Source organism: Mesoterricola silvestris, assembly GCF_030295405.1.
Lineage (GTDB): Bacteria > Acidobacteriota > Holophagae > Holophagales > Holophagaceae > Mesoterricola > Mesoterricola silvestris.
The window spans coordinates 1,787,151-1,805,780 of the sequence record NZ_AP027080.1; the positions used below are offsets into that span (position 1 = coordinate 1,787,151).

Here is an 18,630-nt window from a genome sequence, read left to right on the forward strand (position 1 = left end):
TACCACCCGCCGGGGAAGGGGTATGATGGCGGTTCCATCCAGGAGGCTCCCATGGCCCACGTTCCCAGACCGGTTCCCGGGGAGATCCCCGCCGGATACGCCGTCTACGCCGACCGGGTCCCCGCCGGCGAGGTGGACGTCCTCCTGGAGCGCCAGGGAGGGCACCTGGCCGGGTTGCTGGCCGCGATCCCCGAGGAGCGGGGCGGTTTCCGCTACGCGCCGGGGAAATGGAGCATCAAGGACCTGGTGGGCCACCTGGCCGACACCGAGCGGATCATGGCCTACCGCCTCCTGTGCGTGGCCCGGGAGGAGCGCACGCCCCTGCCGGGTTTCGAGGAGGACGATTACGCCCGGGCGGCCCAGGCCGACGCCCGGCCCCTGGCGGACCTGGCCGAGGAGTTCGCCGCGGTGCGCCGGTCCACCCTGGCCCTGGTGCGGGGCCTGGCCCCCGGGGCCTGGACCCGCCGGGGCACCGTCAACGGCAAGCAGGTCTCCCCCGCGGACCTGGCCTACGTCATCGCCGGCCACACCATCCACCACCTCGAAATCCTCCAGGAGCGCTACCTGGGAGGCGGTGGCCTGTCGTGACGGATCTCCCGCCCCGGTCGAGTTCCCCCTTCGCCCACCCCTGGGTCAACCTGGCCCTCTGCGCCGTGTGCGTCTACGCGGGCATCCTCGCCGCCATGGTCTGCCTCGCCGCCAAGGACAAGACCGCCTACTTCTTCGCAGCAGCCTTCTCCTTCATCGCGGCCTTCCGCCTCTTCCAGAACTTCCTCAAAGTGAAGAAAAGCTGAACGCACGTGTTCCGGACGATCGTCAGGGACACGTGCGATGACCCCGCCCTCAGGTGGCGGAGCCCGGCCGATGCGCGGTGCCCCGGCCTTCGTGAGAGGATGGATGCAAGGAGTCCACCGATGGCCGAGTACCGCCTCACCGCAACGGAGCAGCGCGTGCTGGGCTGTCTTGTGGAGAAGCACCTCTCCACGCCGGACTACTATCCGCTCACCCTCAATGCCCTGGTGAATGCCTGCAACCAGAGCACCAACCGGGATCCGGTCCTGGCCCTGGACGAGGCCGCCGTCATGGAGGCGCTGCAGGAGCTGCGGGACCACCAGGCCGTGTGGTTCGTGGGCGCGGCGGGGAGCCGGGTCCAGAAGTACGAGCACCGGCTGGCGGAATCCCTGGGGCTGTCGGTGCAGGAATGCGCGATCCTCGCCGAGCTCCTGCTGCGGGGCCCCCAGACCCCCGGGGAGCTGCGCAACCGCTGCACCCGGATGTACCCCTTCCCGGACCTGCAGGAGGTGGACGCCGTGCTGGGGCTGATGCTGGAGGCCGAGGAACCCCTGGTGGCCAGGCTCCCCCGGCAGCCGGGCACCAAGGAGACCCGCTACGCCCATCTCCTGGGCGACGCGCCCGCGGCTCCCGAGCCCTCCGCGCCCGTCCCGTCCCGGGCCTCGGCGCTGGAGGCCGAGGTGGCGGCGCTGAAGGAGGAACTGGCCGCGCTGCGGGGGGAGTTCGAGGCGTTCCGGAAGCAGTTCGAATAGGGCGTGTTTGTAAGGATCCAAGTTAAATGAATGAAGGGGTTGTGCTCATATAGACAGGGGCCGCAAGGGTGGCTATCGCTTACATTGGGGCCGGGTGAAAGCTCTGGACGGCCTGTCCGCGGCGCGCGGGCAAAACGAACGAGAAGCTGAAACGCTGGGGCGCTGGGGGCTCGCTGGGGCACTGGGAAAAGCCGGAAAACCAGGGTATTCCTTTCCCAGCGCCCCAGCGAGCCCCCAGCGCCCCAGCGTTTGGCAGTTTCCCTGGTTTTTCTCGGCATGGGATCAAGTAGGAGCTGACCCCGCCATTCAACGAATTGGCCTGGTCGTGCCGGCGCTCATTGGGGAGCAGGACGGCCCAACATTCCGAACACGCCTTAGCGCGTCAGGAGGATGACCACCCCCACCGGCAGCAGCAGCAGGGCCAGCACCACCCAGGAGGCCGGTTTCGCGAAGTTGAGGGTCCACCCCACCCCGATGGCCTTGGGCACCCAGATGCGGTCGTCATCCGGGTTGACGTAGAAGAGCCCCCACTTGTAGAAGGCGAGGGTGGGGTCCACGGTCCGCACCTGGGCGAAATCCCGGGCCATGAGGACGATTCCCGCGACCACCAGGGCCAGGAGGCACCCGAGCCCCGCCAGGCCGATGCCGGGGCCCTTGAAGGGCGTCAGGAGGATGAACCCCATGAGCAGGGACAGACCCAGGCCCAGCAGGCCCCGCATGGGCGCCATGGCCGCGGCACGGGCCCTGGCCGGGTCCTTCTGGGCCAGGGACATGAGGATGCCCGTGACGAAGGTGACGGTCCAGATCAGCAGGGGGATCCCGAAGATCACCCACGGCAGGGCCGCGCGGGGCGTCCATCCGTTGGCGATGCCCCGGGCGTCGAAATGCGTGGGCACGGGATCCGGCAGGGAAGGGGTGATCCACGCGTAGAAGAACGCCAGGCCCGCGAAGCCGGCCACGGCCAGGAGGTCCCAGGGGGACAGGAGGGAAGGTCGCTCTTCGGGTGCCATGGTGGAAGTATGCGATGGGAAGAATATTTCCGCCCCCGGGTCTTCCGGCCTTTGAAAACGTGCTTATATTGCCTGTAACGTTCTTGTATAAAAGAATTCGGGAAGGAGGACCCCATGGGCAAGCATCAGGTGCGGATCGCCTGGAAGCGCGGCGAGGCGGCCTTCGTGGATTCGCGCTACAGCAGGGCCCACGAGTGGGTCTTCGACGGCGGGGCCCGGGTGCCGGCCTCCTCCTCGCCCTTCGTGGTGCCGCCCCCCTTGTCGGAGCCCACCCACGTGGACCCGGAAGAGGCCCTGGTGGCGGCCGCGAGCAGCTGCCACATGCTCTGGTTCCTTTCCATCGCGGCCGGCAAGGGCTTCGTGGTGGACGCCTACGCCGACGAGGCGGTGGGCACCATGGGGCGCAACCCGAAGGGGAAGGTGGCCATGACCCGCATCGCCCTGCACCCGGAGATCACCTTCTCGGGCCAGGCCCCCACCGCGCGCCAGCTGCGGGAGCTCCACGAGGCCTCCCACGAGTGCTGCATGATCGCCAACTCCCTCATCACGGAGATCGTGGTGGAGGAGCCCGTCAAGCTACCTTGAACTTCCGCCCGATCCAGGTGCGGGCCAGGGGCGCCTCCAGCTTCCCCGCGCGCAGGTCGCCCACGGTGTAGAGCGACAGGTCCAGCACGGGGGTGTCCGGGCCCAGGGAGCCGTCCTGGAGCCGGGCCTCCAGCTCCGCCTTGGGCACCGCCCGGAGTCCCCCGGCGTCCACCAGTACGGCGGAGGCGGCATCCACCTCCCCGAGGTCCAGGCCCGCCACCAGGTGGCGCACCTTGCGCAGCATGCCGTCGATGGCGCAGCCCGAAGGCGCCGAGGCCAGGTCCGGTTCGGCCACGGCCAGGATCCGGTCCCTCACCAGGGCGAAGGCGCCCTGGTAGGCGTGCCCCTTGTGCCGCCACTGGCCCAGGATGGCTTCCATGCCCTCCTGGAGGCGGGCCCGGGCCTCCCCGGAAAGGGGCCGGTCCAGGGCCACCAGCCAGAGGCGGGCGGAATCGGGCAGGTTCTGGAAGGGATCGTGCGGCTGGGACATGGTTCGGCCTCGGGGGTCATTCTACCTGAGATTGAGTCCCCGGGGCAGGGTTGCCCCCGCGGGGCATAATGGAACGGGACCCGGCGTAGCATGGGGCCACCCCATTCCGGAGGACGCGATGACCGCACGTGTCAAAGAAATCCTTTCGTGGTACGGCTCGGACTGCCCGGGCGTGAAGGCGAACCTGGCCCGCCTGATGAACACCGGGAAGCTGGCCGGCACCGGGAAGTTCGTGATCCTGCCCGTGGACCAGGGCTTCGAGCACGGCCCCGCCCGCAGCTTCGCGCCCAACCCCGCCGGCTACGACCCGCGCTACCACGTGGAGCTGGCCATCGAGGCCGGGTGCAACGCCTACGCGGCGCCCCTGGGCTTCCTGGAGGCCGTGGCCGGGGACTACGCCGGGGAAATCCCCCTGATCCTCAAGCTCAACAACAGCGATAGCCTGGCCAAGGTGGGCGAGCCCTGCTCGGCGGTGACCGGCTCGGTGGAGGACGCGCTGCGCCTGGGCTGCGCCGCCATCGGCTACACCATCTACCCGGGCAGCGGGGAGCGCAACGCCCAGTACGAGGCGCTGCGCGAGCTGGTCCTGGAGGCCAAGGCCGTGGGCCTGCCCACCGTCGTGTGGGCCTACCCCCGGGGAGCCGGCGTCTCCAAGGAGGGCGAGACCGCCCTGGATGTGGTGGCCTACGCCGCCCAGATGGCGGCGCAGATGGGAGCCCACATCATCAAGGTGAAGCCGCCCAAGGATTTCCTGGAGCAGGCCGAGGCCAAGAAGGTCTACGAGAAGTACGGCATCCCCTCGTCCACCCTGCGGGACCGCATCCGGCACGTGGTGCAGGCCGCCTTCAACGGCCGGCGCATCGTGATCTTCTCCGGCGGCGAGGCCAAGGGCACCGAGGAGGTGCTGGCCGAGGTGCGGGAGATCGCCGCCGGGGGCGGCTTCGGCAGCATCATGGGGCGCAACGCCTTCCAGCGGCCGAAGAAGGAGGCCCTGGAACTGCTGGCGGCGGTCATGGCCATCCACGCCGGGGCCTGAAAAAAAGTTTAAAGAGTTCACATTCCGGTTTTGAAGGGACCTAGGCTGGGTCTGTGCGGGCATCGCGGCGCGTTTCCAGGCGCCCGGGGCCGGGAGGGACGTGCGCCCGCAGGGGCCCGCGCATCCCGTGTTGCACCATCAATCGTGAAAAAATTCTCAAATAACGCGGATCCTTGACGCCCATCAAGGCGCCCGACCCCGCCCCCTTGGGACGCTGTTCCCAGGATTCTTGGAGGAAACCATGTTCTGCAACCAGTGTGAGCAGGCTGCCAAAGGCACCGGCTGCGAGGATTTCGGCATCTGCGGCAAGGACGAGGACGTCCAGTCCCTGCAGGAGACGCTGCTCTACGGCCTGAAGGGGATGGCCGCCTACGCCCACCACGCGCGGCGCCTGGGAAAGGTGGACGAGGCCGTCTCGGCCTTCACCGAGGAGGCCCTCTTCGCCACCATGACCAACGTCAACTTCGACGTGCCCAGCCTCCTGGAACTGGTGCTGGAGTGCGGCAAGCAGAACCTGCGGGTCATGCAGATGCTGGACGAGGCCCACGTGGAGCGCTACGGCCAGCCCGCCGTCGGCCAGGTGGCCACCGGCACCCGGCCGCGGCCCGGCATCCTCGTCACGGGCCACGATCTCCTGGACCTGGAGCACCTCCTGGCCCAGGTGGAGGGCACCGACGTGCTGGTCTACACCCACGGCGAGATGCTGCCGGCCCACATGTATCCCGTCCTGAAGAACCATCCCCATCTCGCCGGCCACTTCGGCGGGGCCTGGCAGCTTCAGAAGACCGAGTTCGAGGCCTTCGGCGGCGCCATCCTGGCCACCACCAACTGCATCCTGGAGCCCCGGGAATCCTACAAGGACCGGGTGTTCACCACCCGCGTCACGGCGGTCCCCGGCGGCACGCGGCTGCGGGGCGACGATTTCTCCGCGGTCATCGCCCGGGCCAAGGCCCTGGGGCCGCTCCCCGAGCGCACGGGGCCCGCCCTCACCGTGGGCTTCCACCACAGCGTGATCCTCGGCGCGGCGCCGGCCATCCTGGACGCGGTGGCCAAGGGGGAGGTGACGCGCTTCTTCGTCATCGGCGGCTGCGACGGGGCCGAGCCCGGCCGCAACTACTTCAGCGACTTCGCGAAGAACGCCCCCGCCACCTCCTTCATCCTCACCCTGGGCTGCGGCAAGTTCCGCATCCTGGACCACGACTACGGCACGCTCCTGGGCCTGCCGCGCCTCCTGGACATGGGGCAGTGCAACAACGCCTACGGCGCCATCCAGGTGGCCGTCGGGCTGGCCGGGGCCCTCCAGTGCGGCGTCAATGACCTGCCCCTGACGATTGTCCTTTCATGGTTCGAGCAGAAGGCCGTGGCCGTGCTCCTCACCCTGCTGCACCTGGGCGTGAAGAACATCGCGGTGGGCCCCGCCGCTCCCGCGTTCCTCAGCCCGAACGTCTTCAAGGTGCTCCAGGACGCCTACGGCCTGAAACTCACCGGAACCGACGCCAAGGCCGATATGGCCCTGGTATGATTCCCCCGCGACCCCCCAATCCGAGGAATTCCCCGTGAAAGCCAAGAGCTCCGTTCTCATCCTGGGTCTGGCCATCCCGATTCTCCTCGGGGTGTTCTTCGGGTCCGGCGTCTACACCTTCGTCGCCGCCAACGGGACGTCGTACCTCTCCGACAATCCGGCGGTGTGCGTGAACTGCCATGTCATGCAGGAGAACTACGACGGGTGGCTGCACGGGTCCCACCACGCGGTGGCCACGTGCAACGACTGCCACCTTCCGCACAACAACATCGTGAACAAGTACTTCGTGAAGGCCTCCAACGGCTGGCACCATTCCCAGGCCTTCACCATGGGGGGCTACCCCGATCCCATCCGCATCAAGCCCGGAAACGCCAAGGTGCTGGAAGACAACTGCGTGCGGTGTCACGCGGGCCTCACGGGCGAGATCACGGCCCACGGGACCCTGGGCGTGCCCACGGATCCCGCGCGCCGCGCCGACCTCTACGGCTGCGTGCGCTGCCACCCCGGCGTGGGCCATGGCCGCTGAAACCCGAACCTCCTCCCCATCCACCCCGACCCCGCGAGGCTGACCATGACCGAGACCAAGCCGCCCCTCTTCAACCGACCCGCCTTCAGGCTGGGCCTCATCGCCGCCGCGGCCGCGGCGGGCACCATCCTGGTGCTCCTGCTCAACGCCAGCATCTCCAAGCACAAGGCCGAGGCCAGCAAGACCTCCGTGCGCGTGGTGGAAATGGACGAGACGTCCGTGGACCCCGCCATCTGGGGCAAGAACTTCCCCCGGCAGTACGACGGCTACCTGCGCACCATTGAACGCTCGGGCACCAAGTACGGCGGCGGCGGGAGCGAGACCCTGGCCATCAGCAAGCTCACCGAGGATCCGCACCTGCCGGTCATCTTCGACGGCTACGCCTTCGCCCTGGACTACCGCCAGCGCCGCGGCCACGCCTTCATGCTGGACGACCAGCGCGCCACCAAGCGCGTCACGGAGCGCCCCCAGCCCGGGGCCTGCCTCCACTGCCACGCCTCCACCACCGTGCCCTACCGCGAGGCGGGCCTCAAGGCCGGGGCGCCGGGAACCCTCGCCGAGCCCCTGGACAGCGCCAACGCCCAGGCCCAGCTCCAGGCCGGGTTCCAGGCCATCGGCAAGCTGCCCTACGCCGAGGCCACCAAGCTCGTGAAGCACCCCGTGGCCTGCATCGACTGCCACGATCCCAAGACCATGGCCCTGCGCGTCACCAAGCCCGGCTTCATCAACGGCATCGACGCCCTGGCCCGGAGCTCGGAACCCGTGCCGCACCTGCCCTCCATCGAGACCTGGCGCAAGGGGGACCGCAGCCGGAACTACGACGCCAACCGGGACGCCTCCCGCCAGGAACTGCGCTCCATGGTGTGCGGCCAGTGCCACGTGGAGTACTACTGCGGCCCCAAGACCACGCTCTTCTTCCCCTGGAACAAGGGCCTGAAGGTCGAGCAGATCGAAGCCACCTACTCGGAATACAAGTTCCCCGACGGGCACCGGTTCTTCGACTGGAAGCACAAGCGCACCGGGGCCGAGGTCCTCAAGGCCCAGCACCCCGAGTTCGAGATGTGGAGCCAGGGCGTCCACGCCCGCTCCGGGGTGGCCTGCGCCGACTGCCACATGCCCTACGTGCGTGAAGGCGCCCTGAAGATCAGCGACCACCAGGTGCGCAGCCCCCTGCTCAACATCTCCCGGGCCTGCCAGACCTGCCACCGCTTCCCCGAGGGCGAGCTCAAGGCCCGGGTGGAGGCCATCCAGGACAAGACGCACACCCTGATGCTCCGCGCCGAGGACGCCGTGGTGGCCCTCATCAACGACCTGGAGAAGGCCAAGAACGACGGCATCCCCGAGACCGCCCTGGGCGACATCTTCGAGCTCCAGCGCAAGGCCCAGTGGCGCACGGACTTCGTGAACGCCGAAAACTCCATGGGCTTCCACGCGCCCCAGGAAGTGGCCCGCATCCTCGGCGAGGCCATCGATTTCGCCCGCCAGGGCCAGCTCGCCCTGCGCGACCTGCGGGACAAGACCAAGACCGCCAAGAAGTAAGGCCCCCGGAGGCACCATGTCCAAGCCCCTGACCCGCCGCGATTTCCTTCGCGAGGGTGGCCTCTGCGCCACCGCCGCGACCCTGGCATCCTCCCCCCTGGCCGCCGCCGCGGTGGCCAAGGGGGCCCCCAGGGGCCCCGGCATCCGCTGGGCCAAGGCCCCCTGCCGCTTCTGCGGCGTGGGCTGCGGCGTGATGGTGGGAACGCGGCAGGGCAGGGTGGTGGCCGTGAAGGGCGACGACCAGCACCCCGGCACCAAGGGCCTGCTGTGCGCCAAGGGCTACAGCCTCCCCGCCATCCTCACCGGCGGGGACCGGCTCACCACGCCCCTCATCCGGAAGGGCGGGAAGCTCGTGAAGGCCACCTGGGACGAGGCCCTGGACCTGGTCGCCCGCCGGTTCAAGGAGACCCTGGCCGCCAAGGGCCCCGAGGCCGTGGCCATCTACGGCAGCGGCCAGTGGATGATCACCGACGGCTACGCGGCCACCAAGTGGTTCCGGGCCGGCATGGGCAGCAACAACGTGGAGGCCAATGCGCGGCTGTGCATGGCCAGCGCAGTCACCGGGTTCATGAGCACCTTCGGCAGCGACGAGCCCATGGGCTGCTTCGAGGACCTGGCGCTCTGCGACGTTCTGATCCTCTGGGGCAACAACATGGCCGAGGCGCACCCCGTGCTCTTCGGGCAGGTGCTGGAGAGCAAGGGCGCCAACCCCGCCAAGCGCATCGTGGACCTCGCCACCCGGCGCACCCCCACCTCCGATTTCGCCGACACCCACCTGCTCATGGCCCCCCAGAGCGACCTGGCCATCGCCAACGGCATCGCGCACCTCCTGGTGAAGAAGGGCGCCGTGGACAAGGACTTCATCGCCCGGCACGTGGTCTTCAAGCGGGGCAAGGAGCAGATCGGCTACGGCCTGGCCGACAAGTCGAAATTCGCCGATGAGCCGAAGAAGGCCACTTTCGAGGAGTACGCGGCCTTCCTGGAGACCTACACCCCCGAGCACGTGGCCAAGGTGAGCGGCCTTTCCGTGGCCGCCCTGGAGCAGCTGGCGGGCTATTTCGCCGACCCGAAGCTCAAGGTGATGTCGGTGTGGTGCATGGGCGTCAACCAGCACAGCCGCGGCACCTGGATGAACAACCTCATCTACAACCTCCACCTCCTCACCGGCAAGATCTGCAAGCCGGGCTCCACGGCCTACTCCATCACGGGCCAGCCCAGCGCCTGCGGCACCGTGCGGGAAGTGGGGGACCTGGCCCACCGGCTTCCGGCGGACATGGTGGTCATGAACCCCGAGCACCGGGCCATCGCCGCGCGGATCTGGAAGGTGCCGGTGGAGCGCATCAACCCCAAGCCCGGCCACCACACCGTGGAGATGTTCCGGGCCCTGGACCGGGGCGATATCACCTGCATGTGGATCCAGGTGACCAACCCCTTCGTGAGCCTGCCCAACGTGGAGCGCTACCGCAAGGGGGCCCGCAAGGACGGGCGCTTCATCGTCGTGTCCGACGTGTACCCCACGGTGACCACGGACTTCGCCGACGTGGTGCTGCCCAGCGCCATGTGGGTGGAGCGGGAGGGCCTCTTCGGCAACAGCGACCGCCGCACCCAGCACTGGGACCAGCTCGCCGAGCCCCCCAAGGGCTGCCTCCCCGACGACTGGCAGATCATCGAAGTGGCCCGCCGCATGGGCCTGGGGGACCTCTTCCCCAAGGACCGCGCCACGTACGTGAAGGAGCTGTTCGAGGAGTACCGGCAGTTCACCGTGGGCACCGGCAAGGACCTGGGGACCTTCGAGGAGCTCAAGGCCGCCCGGGGCCTGCGCTGGCCCGTGGTGAAGGGCAGGGAGACCGCCCGGCGCTACGTGGAGGGGGAGGATCCCTTCGTGAAGGCCGGGGAGGGCGTGTCCTTCTACAAGAACAAGGCCGACGGCGGCCGCGCCGTGGTGTGGCTGCGCCCCTGGGAGGGTCCCGCGGAGGTTCCGGACGCGGAGTACCCCCTGTGGTTCTGCACGGGCCGCATGCTGGAGCATTGGCACACCGGCACCATGACCCGGCGCGTGCCCCAGCTGAACCGCGCCCAGCCCGGGGGCTTCCTGGAGATCCACCCGGAGGACGCAAAGGCCCTGGGCGTGGCCGACGGCGGCCAGGTGAAGGTCACCTCCCGCCGGGGCAGCGTCACCCTGCCGTGCCGCTTCGCGGCCCGGGGGAAGGTGCCCCGGGGGACGGTCTACACGTCGTTCTTCGACGAGAGCCAGCTCATCAACGCCGTGACCCAGGACAGCATCTGCCCCATCAGCGCCGAGCCGGACTACAAGAAGTGCGCCTGCCGGGTGGAGAAGGCATGAGAACCCTGGCGATCTCCCTGCTCCTGGCCGGGGCCGTCCTGGGCGGGTCGGCCCTTGCCGCCAAGGCCCCCGGGCGCCTCCACGCCTACGCCCCGCCGGTCATCCCCCACGCCCTCGACCCGGGCACGGCCTGCACGGACTGCCATGGCCGGGAGATCCAGGGCGGCGTGCCGGCCGTCCCCCACAAGGTGGGGGGCTGGTGCCAGTCCTGCCACGTGCCGTCGGGCAAGGCCGCGCCCCTGCGCCCCAACGCCTTCAGGGGCGAGCCCGCCTCCCGGGCCCGGGGCGCCCGGGCCTACCCGGGGGCCCCGCCCGCGCTGCCCCACCCCGTGGCCATGCGCGAGAACTGCCAGGCCTGCCACGGGCGGGAGGCCCATCCCGGCATGAGGCGCAATCCGCACCCGGAACGGGCCAACTGTCTTTCCTGCCACCTCGTTCAGGGGTAGGCTCAGGGGATCGAGGGACAGGCGATGCTCTACTCCATGGCCACCGGGTACGCCCTGCGGGCGCTTTCGGCTCTGCCCGAGGACGGGTCCTACCTGCTCGCCAAGGACCTGGCGGGCCGGGTGGAGCTGCCCGGGCCCTACCTGGCCAAGGTGCTCCAGACCCTCGCCCACGGGGGCATCCTGGAATCCATGCGGGGCCCCCACGGCGGCTTCCGCCTGGCGCGGCCCGCGGCCTCCATCACCGTGGGCGAGGTGGTGGCCATCCTGAACACCATGGACACCACCACCGTCTGCGTCATGGGCTTCACGGACTGCCTGAGCAGGGGCAGGCCCTGCCCCCTGCACGTGGCCTGGTGCGACGCCAAGGCCACCCTGGACCACACCATGGCCGGGGTGACCATCAACGACCTGTACCACCTGGACCTGTCCACCCTCAAGGTGGTGCCCCGGGTGAAATGCCAGGCGGCGGAAGGGCTCTGAACGCCCCGGCCACTTTGGGCTGGAAAATCGGCGGGGTGAACCTAGAATGCAGGTGCATTTTCCATTCAAGCACCCGTTCCCGAGGAGGCCCCATGCCCTTGACGAATCGTCTGTCCGCGGAAGTTTTCGGCACCTTCTGGCTGGTCCTGGGCGGCTGCGGCAGCGCCGTGCTGGCCGCGGCCTTCCCCGGGGTGGGCATCGGCCTCCACGGCGTGAGCCTGGCCTTCGGCCTCACCGTCGTCACCATGGCCTACGCCGTGGGCCCCATCTCCGGTTGCCACCTGAACCCGGCCGTGACCCTGGGCCTGGCCGTGGGGGGCCGCTTCGCCTGGAAGGACGTCGTTCCCTACTGGGCCGCCCAGGTCGCCGGGGCCATCCTCGCGGGCTGCGTGCTCTACCTCATCGCCTCGGGCAAGCCCCTGTTCCAGGCCGGGGGCTTCGCATGCAACGGGTACGGCATCCACAGCCCCGGCCAGTACTCCCTGGGATCCGCCTTCCTCACGGAGGTGGTGATGACCTTCTTCTTCCTCTTCGTGATCCTCGGGGCCACCTCCAAGCGCGCCCCCGCGGGCTTCGCGCCCCTGGCCATCGGCCTCTGCCTCACCCTCATCCACCTGGTGAGCATCCCCGTCACCAACACCAGCGTGAACCCCGCCCGCAGCACCGGCGTGGCCTTCTTCGCGGAAGGGGGCTGGGCGCTGGGCCAGCTGTGGCTCTTCTGGGTGGCCCCCCTCCTGGGCGCCGCCGCCGCGGGGTTCGTGTTCCCCAGGTTGAACAAGGATGCGGACGCCGCCAGCTGACCGCGCTGTTCCCGAAATCGGATCCAAACCATCCCTTTAATCCCTTTCATCCTGCCCATCCCTGTTCCCGCAGGGCCATAGCCGGGATGGGTCGGGGTACGCAGGTGAGCGGTGCGCCGGCATACCCGTCGCCGGCCCTGCGGGAACGGGGATGGACAGGATGAAAGGGATGAAAGGGATGAAAACCGAAGCGCGGTCCATCCTTGGCTGAAGTTCCGGTCGGGGGCGGTCTACCGGGATCCGGCTACTGGATGGTGCCGAGCATCTTCCCTGCGCTGCGCAGGTCCTCGCAGGCGCGGACGACCCGGTCGGCCATGCTCTGCTCGGCCTTCTTCATGTAGGGGCGCGGATCGTAGGCCTTCTTGTCGCCCACTTCGCCGTCCACCTTCAGGACGCCGTCGTAGTTCTTGAACATGTGCCCGGCGATGGCGCGGGTGAAGGCGTACTGGGTGTCGGTGTCGACGTTCATCTTCACCACGCCGTAGTCCAGGGTGGCGTGGATCTCGGCCAGGGTGGAGCCGGAGCCGCCGTGGAAGACGAGGCGGCCGCGCTGGCCGGGGAAGGCCTTGGCGATGGCGGCCTGGCCGTCCCGGAGGATCTCGGGGCGCAGGACGACGTTGCCGGGCTTGTAGACGCCGTGGACGTTGCCGAAGGTGGCGGCCAGGAGGTACTGGCCCAGGGGGGAGAGGGCCTTGTGCACCTCCACCATGTCCTCGGGGGTGGTGTAGAGCTTGTCCTTGGGCACGCCGCTGGTGTCGTGGCCGTCCTCCTCGCCGCCCACGACGCCGGTCTCCACTTCCAGGATGATCTCGCTGGCGGCGCAGCGCTTGAGGAGCTCCGTGGAGCGCTTGATGTTCTCGTCCAGGGGCAGTTCGGAGCCGTCGAACATGTGGCCGTTGAAGAGGTTGCCCTGGCCCGCGGCGCGGCGGCGCTCGGTCTCGGCGATGAGGGGGAGCACGAAGGTCTCGAGGTACTTGGGGTGGCAGTGGTCCGTGTGCAGGGCCACGTTCACCTCGTAGTGCTGGGCCATGTAGTGCACGTACTGGGCCAGGGCGATGGCGCCGTAGGCCATGGTCTTGACGCCCAGGCCGCTCATGAACTCGGCGCCGCCGGTGGAGATCTGGACGATGCCGTCGGCCTTGGCGGTCTTGAGGCCCAGGAGCACGGCGTTGGCGGTCTCGGTGGAGGTGACGTTGAAGGCGGCGTAGGCGTACTTCCCTTGCTGGGCCTTGTCGAGCATCGTGCGGTACTGGGCGGGGGTGACAACCGGCATCGGAATCCTCTTTCTGGTCAGGTCGGTCCAGTTTGACACCTGGGCGGGGCCCGGGGCAATGCCGGCTCAGAAGACGGCGCTTGCGCCGCCGTCGATGGGGATCACCGTGCCCGTGGTCCAGCGGCTCTCGTCCCCCAGGAGGTGGATGGCCAGCGCGGCCACCTCCTCCTCCCGCCCGAGGCGGCGCATGGGATTGACCTGGGCCAGCGCGTGGAGGGCCGCCGCGGGATCGGGCGCGGACCGGAGCCGCGCGTCCACCATGGCGGTGTGCACGGGGCCGGGGGCGACGGCGTTGCAGCGGATGCCCCGGGGGGCCCACTCCAGGGCCAGCACCTGGGCCAGCATGTGCAGGCCGGCCTTGGCCACGCAGTAGGCGGCGCTGTCGGGAATGGCCCGGATGCCCACGTTGGAACCCACCAGCACGACGCTGGCCGCGTCCCGGAGGCTGGGGCCCAGGTGGTGGCACAGGAGCCAGGGGCCCTTGAGGTTGGACGCGATCATGCGGTCGAAGGCGGGGGCCGAGGTCCCCTCCACGCCGCCGGTGAGCAGGGAACCCGCGGCCAGGACCATGCCGTCGAGAGGCGGGCAGTCCCGGGCGAAGGCCTGGACGTCCTCGTCCCGGGTGTGGTCCAGGGGGACGTGGCGGGCGTGGGGGAGGGTCTCCCGCAGGAGCTCGGCGCGCCGCCCCGCCAGGATGAGCTCGGCCCCCAGGGCCTCCAGGCGCCGGGCGCAGGCCCTGCCGATCCCCGAGCCGGCCCCCGTCACCAGGATGCGCCTGCCCAGGAAGGGCTTCACGGGGCCTTGACGCCGGTGGGCGTCACCACGCCGCCGGAGATGGCCCAGGTGAGGGCCTGCTCGGGGCTCAGGGGCATGGGCGTGATCGTGGAGGCGGGCACCATGATCACGTAGCCGGAGGTGGGGTTGGGGGCGGTGGGGATGTAGACGGCCACCATCTCGTCGCCCGGGTCGAAGCCGGCCCAGCCGCAGTCGCGGTGGGCCACGAAGCCCAGGGTGTAGGCGCCGGGCCGGGGCCATTCCACCCGCACGACCTCCTTGAAGGACCCGCCCTGGCCGCTCTGGATGGCGCTCATGAGCTGCTTGGTGGCGCCGTAGATGCCCTTGACGACCGGGATGTACATCACCAGCTCGTCCAGCCACGCGAGGATCTGCCGACCCACGAAGTTGCCCACCAGGGCCCCGGCCAGGAGCAGGAGGGAGATGGTCGCGGTGGCGGAGATGAGGGCCAGGCCCCAGGGGGGCGGCACGGGCAGGTGGAGCATGGCGGCGATCACCGAGGCCGGGCCCCGGAAGATGTCCACCAGGGAGTTGAAGATGGCCCGGAGGATCCAGAACGTCACCACCGCGGGCAGCAGGGTGAAGAAACCGGCGAGAAGGTATTTCCTGAACATGGCCGCCTCACCCGATCCGGTCGGGGGATTCGTGGGCCGATAGCCGCCCGTGGCCCGTCAGGAGGCTGTGGCCCAGCTTGTGCCAGAACTTCCGGAAGTAGGTGACGGCGCTCCACACCGAGAGGATCATGGCGACCCACAGGAGCAGCACGCCCATGCCCCAGAAGAAGCTGTAGGGCCTGGGGAACCTGATGAAGAAGCGGAAGATCCCGAGGTGCGTCCACTCCAGGAGCCAGAGGTCGAGCTTGGGGCCCAGGAGGAGGCAGGAGATGGAGGCGATCTGGAAGCCCAGCTTCCATTTCCCCAGGCGCTCGGCGGCGATGGTGACGCCCTCCTCGCTGGCGATGCCCCGCAGCCCCGTGATGGCCATCTCCCGGCCCAGGATGATGAAGGTCATCCAGGCCGGCGCCATGTCCAGCTCCACCAGGCTGATGAGGGCCCCCATGATGAGGAGCTTGTCCGCGAGGGGATCGAGCAGCTTGCCCAGGGTGGTCACCTGGCCCCACTTCCGGGCCAGGTACCCGTCCAGGAGGTCCGTGAGGCTCGCGGCCCAGAAGACCAGGACGCCGATGATTTCGTGGTTGGTGACCCGCGTCAGGAGCACCACCACGAGGATGGGCACCATGAGGATTCGGGCGAGGGTCAGGTAGTTCGGTACGGTCATGGGGAAATCGGCGCTTTCTGGGCTCTCGTCCTTGGACGGTGGAAGGGTCTAGCGGGTTGAAACTCCAGTCTACCGGCTCCGGAGCCGGTTCAACCCATCGAAGGACTTGTCTTAAATTATTTATAGTATCGTCAATTCCCCTTTGCCGGCGAGGCGCTGCCACTGGGAGTCCTCGATGACCTCGAAGGCGCCCCCGGGCCCGTCCGGGAAGAGCAGGCTCCCCCGGGACACCCGCACCGGGGTGCCCCGGGCCTGGAGGGCCGTCAGGAGCGCCAGGGCCTCGGGATCCTCCAGCAGGCCGGTGGCCTCCAGGGCCAGGGCCACCCAGGGCACCTGGGGGTCCAGTTCACGCAGGACGCCCAGGAGCAGGCGCCGGCCCACGCCGCCGTTGCCGTCGCCCAGGGCGGCCCGGGTGAGCAGGAGGGGCCTGGGCGCGGCCGGGGCCGGGGCGGGGATGACGCGCACGGCGGGCTCCGGGGCGCGGGCCAGGGCCGGCGCCGGCGCGTCCCGGGACGCCGTCTCGACGCGCCAGCCCGAGCCCTCCCGGAAGGGGGTGGCGGTGCGTCCCGAGCGCTCCAGGAACCGCTGCACGTTGTGCAGGAGCATGTCGTCGCCGCCGATGACGATGCGCAGGGGAAGGCCGGGGTGGTCCTCCAGCACCCGGTTCACCTCCCGGAGGGCCTCGGAGACGGTGACATCGAAGAGCTCCAGGGTCAGTATATCCATTTTACTGTTTCCATAGTTATGTGGTTTTTGCTGCGTTCATCCATAGATTGGGTGTGCAGGTGTTATATGTTTGATGTCTTTTCTGCCTTTGCAATTGTTCATCCGGAGAGTGGAACCAGCGTGGAACGAGTTATCCTGTTCCACTCTGAGGGGGGTCTGTTCCACCATGAAACGGTCAAACATCGCCCTGACGCCTACCCTGTGCCAGCGAACTAAACCCGGCCCAACCAAGGTCACCCTTTGGGACGCGAGCGAACTAGGTCTTGCGTTGGTCATCACGCCTGCCGGGAATCGGTGCTGGTGGTTCGTAGCTCGCAGGGCTGGGAAACAGATTTGGGTAAGGATTGGAGAATACCATCAAGCTATCCCAGGCGGGGACCCCGGCGAGGTCTGGACGGTGCATGCTGCGCGGATCGAGGCCGGGAAACTGCGCAAGTTGCATGACGAGGGGAAAGACATCCGCGCCGAAGTTAAGGCCAAGCGCAACCCTCACGATTTCGATGCCCTGGCAAAGGACTACCTTGCCTCCGTGGGATATCGGGAACTGGCCAAACGATCCCAGCAGAATTACAAGGGATATCTCGAAAATCACATTCAGCCGCTCATTGGGAAGCGGCTGGTTGAGGATCTGACTCACAAGGATATCGTGGCCATGCACCGAGCTATCGAAGCCAAGGGCATCAGGATCACGGCTGGGTTCTGCGTTGATCTTGTCTCCAGCCTTCTGGACTACGCCTCGGATATTGGCTGGCGCCAGCGGGTCATGAACCCTTGTAGGGGTGTCAAAGTTGTCCGATCTGAAGATCGGGAAAGGGTCATCACTGCGGACGAACTGGAACGCATCGGAGCGTCCCTGGGAGAAGGCCACAAGGCCGACATCATTCGCTTGATTGCCGTCTCAGGCATGCGCGTGGGCGAGGCCGTAGCCGTGACCTGGAGCGATATCAATTGGAATGCCATGTCCGTTACCATCACAGAGCACAAAACCAAGAAAATCTCACGTTCCAAAGTCATCCCGATCAACTCATCCATGGGTGAGATTCTGAAAGCCCAAGCGGGGCATGTAGGACCTTGGGTTTGGCGCGGACGTAAACTGGGCCATTTCCGAGCCGTGTCGCTGGACTCGTGGTGGGCCGATGTCAAAACAGCGGCGAAGGTCCCGGATGTTTGGATCCACGATTTCAGACGGACCTTTGAGACGGTAGGAGTCGAACTTGGATTCCCTCCCGCTGATATGGACGTTCTCGTGGGCCACAAACTCCCGGGGATGCAAGCCACCTATATCCACTTATCCCCAGGAGGCATCCTGGCCCAGGCATCCGAAGCCACTTCCGCATGGATCAGCGCGGCCCTAAACGGCAAAAAGCCCCGGCTCGGGGTGCGAGTCGGGGCGGGTGAAACCAGCATGGTCTAGCTGGCCGTTTGAACCATGTGCGTTTTGATGAAAGCATCCACATCCGACTTGCGGTAATGGATGGCTCGGCCTAGTTGACGGAACGGTGGACCGATGCGTTTCCCTCTCCAGATGCAGAGGGTGGGGACGCTAATTTTGTAGATTTCGGACACCTCCGCAGATGTGAGCCAGGGGTCAGGTTCAATGGGGATGGGAGCGTTCATATGTCTCCTGGATCATCGGTTGAGGAAGTGGCGAAGCGCCATCTTCGCGGCCTTGCGGATACTGCGGGGCGGCCTGGCGTTCTCCCAAAGGGCCACCTTAGATCCGTAGCGGCCCTCGATGTGCCATTTGTCGCCAGAATTCTTGGGATGGCACACCCATGCCGACCCTTTGATGCGGATGGTGATGGCCACATAGACGCCGCGCAATCCCCATGTGCCGTGCAGGACTTGGGCCCGCCCACGGTAGGGGAACGGGAGCATGGTGGTGGTGTAGCAATCGTTCACGGCTTGCTCCTGGGAAGGCGGAAAAGAGGGCATGGGATAATTACTTCCGGGTTGACGATCAACCCCACCTTGGAAGGGAAACTCCATGGATTTGTTCACCGCTCACGAACTGAAAGAGGCCGCTATTGTCCCGGCCCTGCGAGAACTGCTCGAAAAGGGCGAGGCCGTTCTGGATATGGCCTCTATTGAGGCGGAATGGAACTGTCTGCCGCTGCACGCCAGAGGCAATACGCCGTTCGTTCTCCTTGAGGACTGCCTTCGGATGGTCCCAAGTGCGAAGTGGGAGGGCATTGGAGGCGGGAAGGTGCGGCTTCGGATCGAGCGGTGAATGAAC

Annotated in this window: 23 protein-coding genes; 14 read left to right on the forward strand and 9 right to left on the reverse strand. The window is 67.9% G+C overall.

The features are described from left to right. Nucleotides 1–51 precede the first annotated feature (51 nt). From R2J76_RS07485 to R2J76_RS07495, 3 genes are all read left to right on the forward strand, one after another. Nucleotides 52–588 carry a DinB family protein gene (locus R2J76_RS07485; RefSeq protein ID WP_316415205.1) on the forward strand — a complete coding sequence of 179 codons (537 nt, stop codon included), beginning with the start codon at nucleotides 52–54 and terminating at the stop codon, nucleotides 586–588. After that, nucleotides 585–794: a hypothetical protein gene (locus R2J76_RS07490; RefSeq protein ID WP_316415206.1), complete on the forward strand. Its 210-nt coding sequence runs from the start codon at nucleotides 585–587 to the stop codon at nucleotides 792–794. The genes R2J76_RS07485 and R2J76_RS07490 overlap by 4 nt, the downstream gene beginning before the upstream one ends. Before the next feature lie 120 nt (nucleotides 795–914). Next, entirely contained in the window at nucleotides 915–1,544 is a 630-nt protein-coding gene (locus R2J76_RS07495) for a YceH family protein (RefSeq protein ID WP_316415207.1), read from the forward strand. 374 nt (nucleotides 1,545–1,918) lie between these two features. Here R2J76_RS07495 and R2J76_RS07500 read toward each other — a convergent pair whose 3' ends face one another. Continuing rightward, complete coding sequence (locus R2J76_RS07500) at nucleotides 1,919–2,554, reverse strand: DUF5808 domain-containing protein (RefSeq protein WP_316415208.1); 636 nt, start codon at nucleotides 2,552–2,554, stop codon at nucleotides 1,919–1,921. Between the two features lie 114 nt (nucleotides 2,555–2,668). Between R2J76_RS07500 and R2J76_RS07505 the strand changes: the two genes are divergently transcribed. Continuing rightward, the gene (locus R2J76_RS07505; protein ID WP_316415209.1) at nucleotides 2,669–3,139 is read left to right on the forward strand and encodes an OsmC family protein; all 471 of its coding nucleotides are present in this window, start codon (nucleotides 2,669–2,671) and stop codon (nucleotides 3,137–3,139) included. On the opposite strand, the gene R2J76_RS07510 is transcribed toward R2J76_RS07505, so the two are convergent. Next, nucleotides 3,126–3,629, reverse strand: a complete 504-nt coding sequence (locus R2J76_RS07510) for a hypothetical protein (protein WP_316415210.1) — start codon at nucleotides 3,627–3,629, stop codon at nucleotides 3,126–3,128. The genes R2J76_RS07505 and R2J76_RS07510 overlap by 14 nt on opposite strands. A 118-nt stretch (nucleotides 3,630–3,747) precedes the next feature. On the opposite strand from R2J76_RS07510, the gene R2J76_RS07515 reads away from it, so the two are divergent. The 8 genes from R2J76_RS07515 to aqpZ all read left to right on the forward strand — a co-directional run bounded on the left by R2J76_RS07515 (nucleotide 3,748) and on the right by aqpZ (nucleotide 12,322). Then, a complete protein-coding gene (locus R2J76_RS07515) occupies nucleotides 3,748–4,665 on the forward strand; it encodes a class I fructose-bisphosphate aldolase (RefSeq protein ID WP_316415211.1) in 918 nt (305 codons plus the stop codon). Nucleotides 4,666–4,906: 241 nt separating this feature from the next. Continuing rightward, on the forward strand, nucleotides 4,907–6,187 hold the full coding sequence (gene hcp, locus R2J76_RS07520; RefSeq protein WP_316415212.1) for a hydroxylamine reductase: 1,281 nt from the start codon (nucleotides 4,907–4,909) through the stop codon (nucleotides 6,185–6,187). Between the two features lie 34 nt (nucleotides 6,188–6,221). Further along, complete coding sequence (gene nrfH, locus R2J76_RS07525; protein ID WP_316415213.1) at nucleotides 6,222–6,713, forward strand: cytochrome c nitrite reductase small subunit; 492 nt, start codon at nucleotides 6,222–6,224, stop codon at nucleotides 6,711–6,713. Nucleotides 6,714–6,758: 45 nt separating this feature from the next. Next, nucleotides 6,759–8,252 (forward strand): ammonia-forming cytochrome c nitrite reductase subunit c552, encoded by a 1,494-nt coding sequence (locus tag R2J76_RS07530; protein ID WP_316415214.1) that lies wholly within the window; start codon nucleotides 6,759–6,761, stop codon nucleotides 8,250–8,252. A gap of 16 nt (nucleotides 8,253–8,268) precedes the next feature. Next, nucleotides 8,269–10,596 carry a molybdopterin-dependent oxidoreductase gene (locus R2J76_RS07535; protein ID WP_316415215.1) on the forward strand — a complete coding sequence of 776 codons (2,328 nt, stop codon included), beginning with the start codon at nucleotides 8,269–8,271 and terminating at the stop codon, nucleotides 10,594–10,596. Continuing rightward, the gene (locus tag R2J76_RS07540) at nucleotides 10,593–11,042 is read left to right on the forward strand and encodes a hypothetical protein (RefSeq protein ID WP_316415216.1); all 450 of its coding nucleotides are present in this window, start codon (nucleotides 10,593–10,595) and stop codon (nucleotides 11,040–11,042) included. The genes R2J76_RS07535 and R2J76_RS07540 overlap by 4 nt, the downstream gene beginning before the upstream one ends. Nucleotides 11,043–11,066: 24 nt before the next feature. After that, nucleotides 11,067–11,522 (forward strand): RrF2 family transcriptional regulator, encoded by a 456-nt coding sequence (locus R2J76_RS07545; protein ID WP_316415217.1) that lies wholly within the window; start codon nucleotides 11,067–11,069, stop codon nucleotides 11,520–11,522. A gap of 92 nt (nucleotides 11,523–11,614) precedes the next feature. Beyond that, a complete protein-coding gene (aqpZ, locus tag R2J76_RS07550; protein ID WP_316415218.1) occupies nucleotides 11,615–12,322 on the forward strand; it encodes an aquaporin Z in 708 nt (235 codons plus the stop codon). Between the two features lie 244 nt (nucleotides 12,323–12,566). Here aqpZ and fbaA read toward each other — a convergent pair whose 3' ends face one another. The 5 genes from fbaA to R2J76_RS07575 form a co-directional block, all read right to left on the reverse strand. Then, nucleotides 12,567–13,595, reverse strand: a complete 1,029-nt coding sequence (gene fbaA, locus R2J76_RS07555) for a class II fructose-bisphosphate aldolase (RefSeq protein ID WP_316415219.1) — start codon at nucleotides 13,593–13,595, stop codon at nucleotides 12,567–12,569. Nucleotides 13,596–13,661: 66 nt separating this feature from the next. Further along, entirely contained in the window at nucleotides 13,662–14,390 is a 729-nt protein-coding gene (locus R2J76_RS07560; RefSeq protein ID WP_316415220.1) for an SDR family NAD(P)-dependent oxidoreductase, read from the reverse strand. Continuing rightward, on the reverse strand, nucleotides 14,387–15,004 hold the full coding sequence (locus R2J76_RS07565) for a DUF502 domain-containing protein (protein WP_316415221.1): 618 nt from the start codon (nucleotides 15,002–15,004) through the stop codon (nucleotides 14,387–14,389). The genes R2J76_RS07560 and R2J76_RS07565 overlap by 4 nt, the downstream gene beginning before the upstream one ends. A gap of 7 nt (nucleotides 15,005–15,011) precedes the next feature. Beyond that, nucleotides 15,012–15,668: a CDP-diacylglycerol--glycerol-3-phosphate 3-phosphatidyltransferase gene (gene pgsA, locus R2J76_RS07570; RefSeq protein ID WP_316415222.1), complete on the reverse strand. Its 657-nt coding sequence runs from the start codon at nucleotides 15,666–15,668 to the stop codon at nucleotides 15,012–15,014. Nucleotides 15,669–15,788: 120 nt separating this feature from the next. Then, nucleotides 15,789–16,394, reverse strand: coding sequence for a hypothetical protein (locus R2J76_RS07575; RefSeq protein WP_316415223.1), 606 nt, complete (start codon nucleotides 16,392–16,394; stop codon nucleotides 15,789–15,791). Nucleotides 16,395–16,560: 166 nt separating this feature from the next. Here R2J76_RS07575 and R2J76_RS07580 point away from each other — a divergent pair, with 166 nt between their 5' ends. Beyond that, complete coding sequence (locus R2J76_RS07580; protein ID WP_316415224.1) at nucleotides 16,561–17,808, forward strand: tyrosine-type recombinase/integrase; 1,248 nt, start codon at nucleotides 16,561–16,563, stop codon at nucleotides 17,806–17,808. Here the strand turns inward: R2J76_RS07580 and R2J76_RS21540 are convergent. Both R2J76_RS21540 and R2J76_RS07585 read right to left on the reverse strand, forming a co-directional pair. Continuing rightward, nucleotides 17,805–18,011, reverse strand: a complete 207-nt coding sequence (locus tag R2J76_RS21540) for a helix-turn-helix domain-containing protein (RefSeq protein WP_394366789.1) — start codon at nucleotides 18,009–18,011, stop codon at nucleotides 17,805–17,807. The two genes, R2J76_RS07580 and R2J76_RS21540, sit on opposite strands and share 4 nt — an antisense overlap. Before the next feature lie 12 nt (nucleotides 18,012–18,023). Continuing rightward, on the reverse strand, nucleotides 18,024–18,296 hold the full coding sequence (locus tag R2J76_RS07585; protein ID WP_316415225.1) for a hypothetical protein: 273 nt from the start codon (nucleotides 18,294–18,296) through the stop codon (nucleotides 18,024–18,026). Nucleotides 18,297–18,381: 85 nt separating this feature from the next. Between R2J76_RS07585 and R2J76_RS07590 the strand changes: the two genes are divergently transcribed. Next, nucleotides 18,382–18,624, forward strand: coding sequence for a hypothetical protein (locus tag R2J76_RS07590; protein WP_316415226.1), 243 nt, complete (start codon nucleotides 18,382–18,384; stop codon nucleotides 18,622–18,624). Nucleotides 18,625–18,630: the final 6 nt, after the last annotated feature.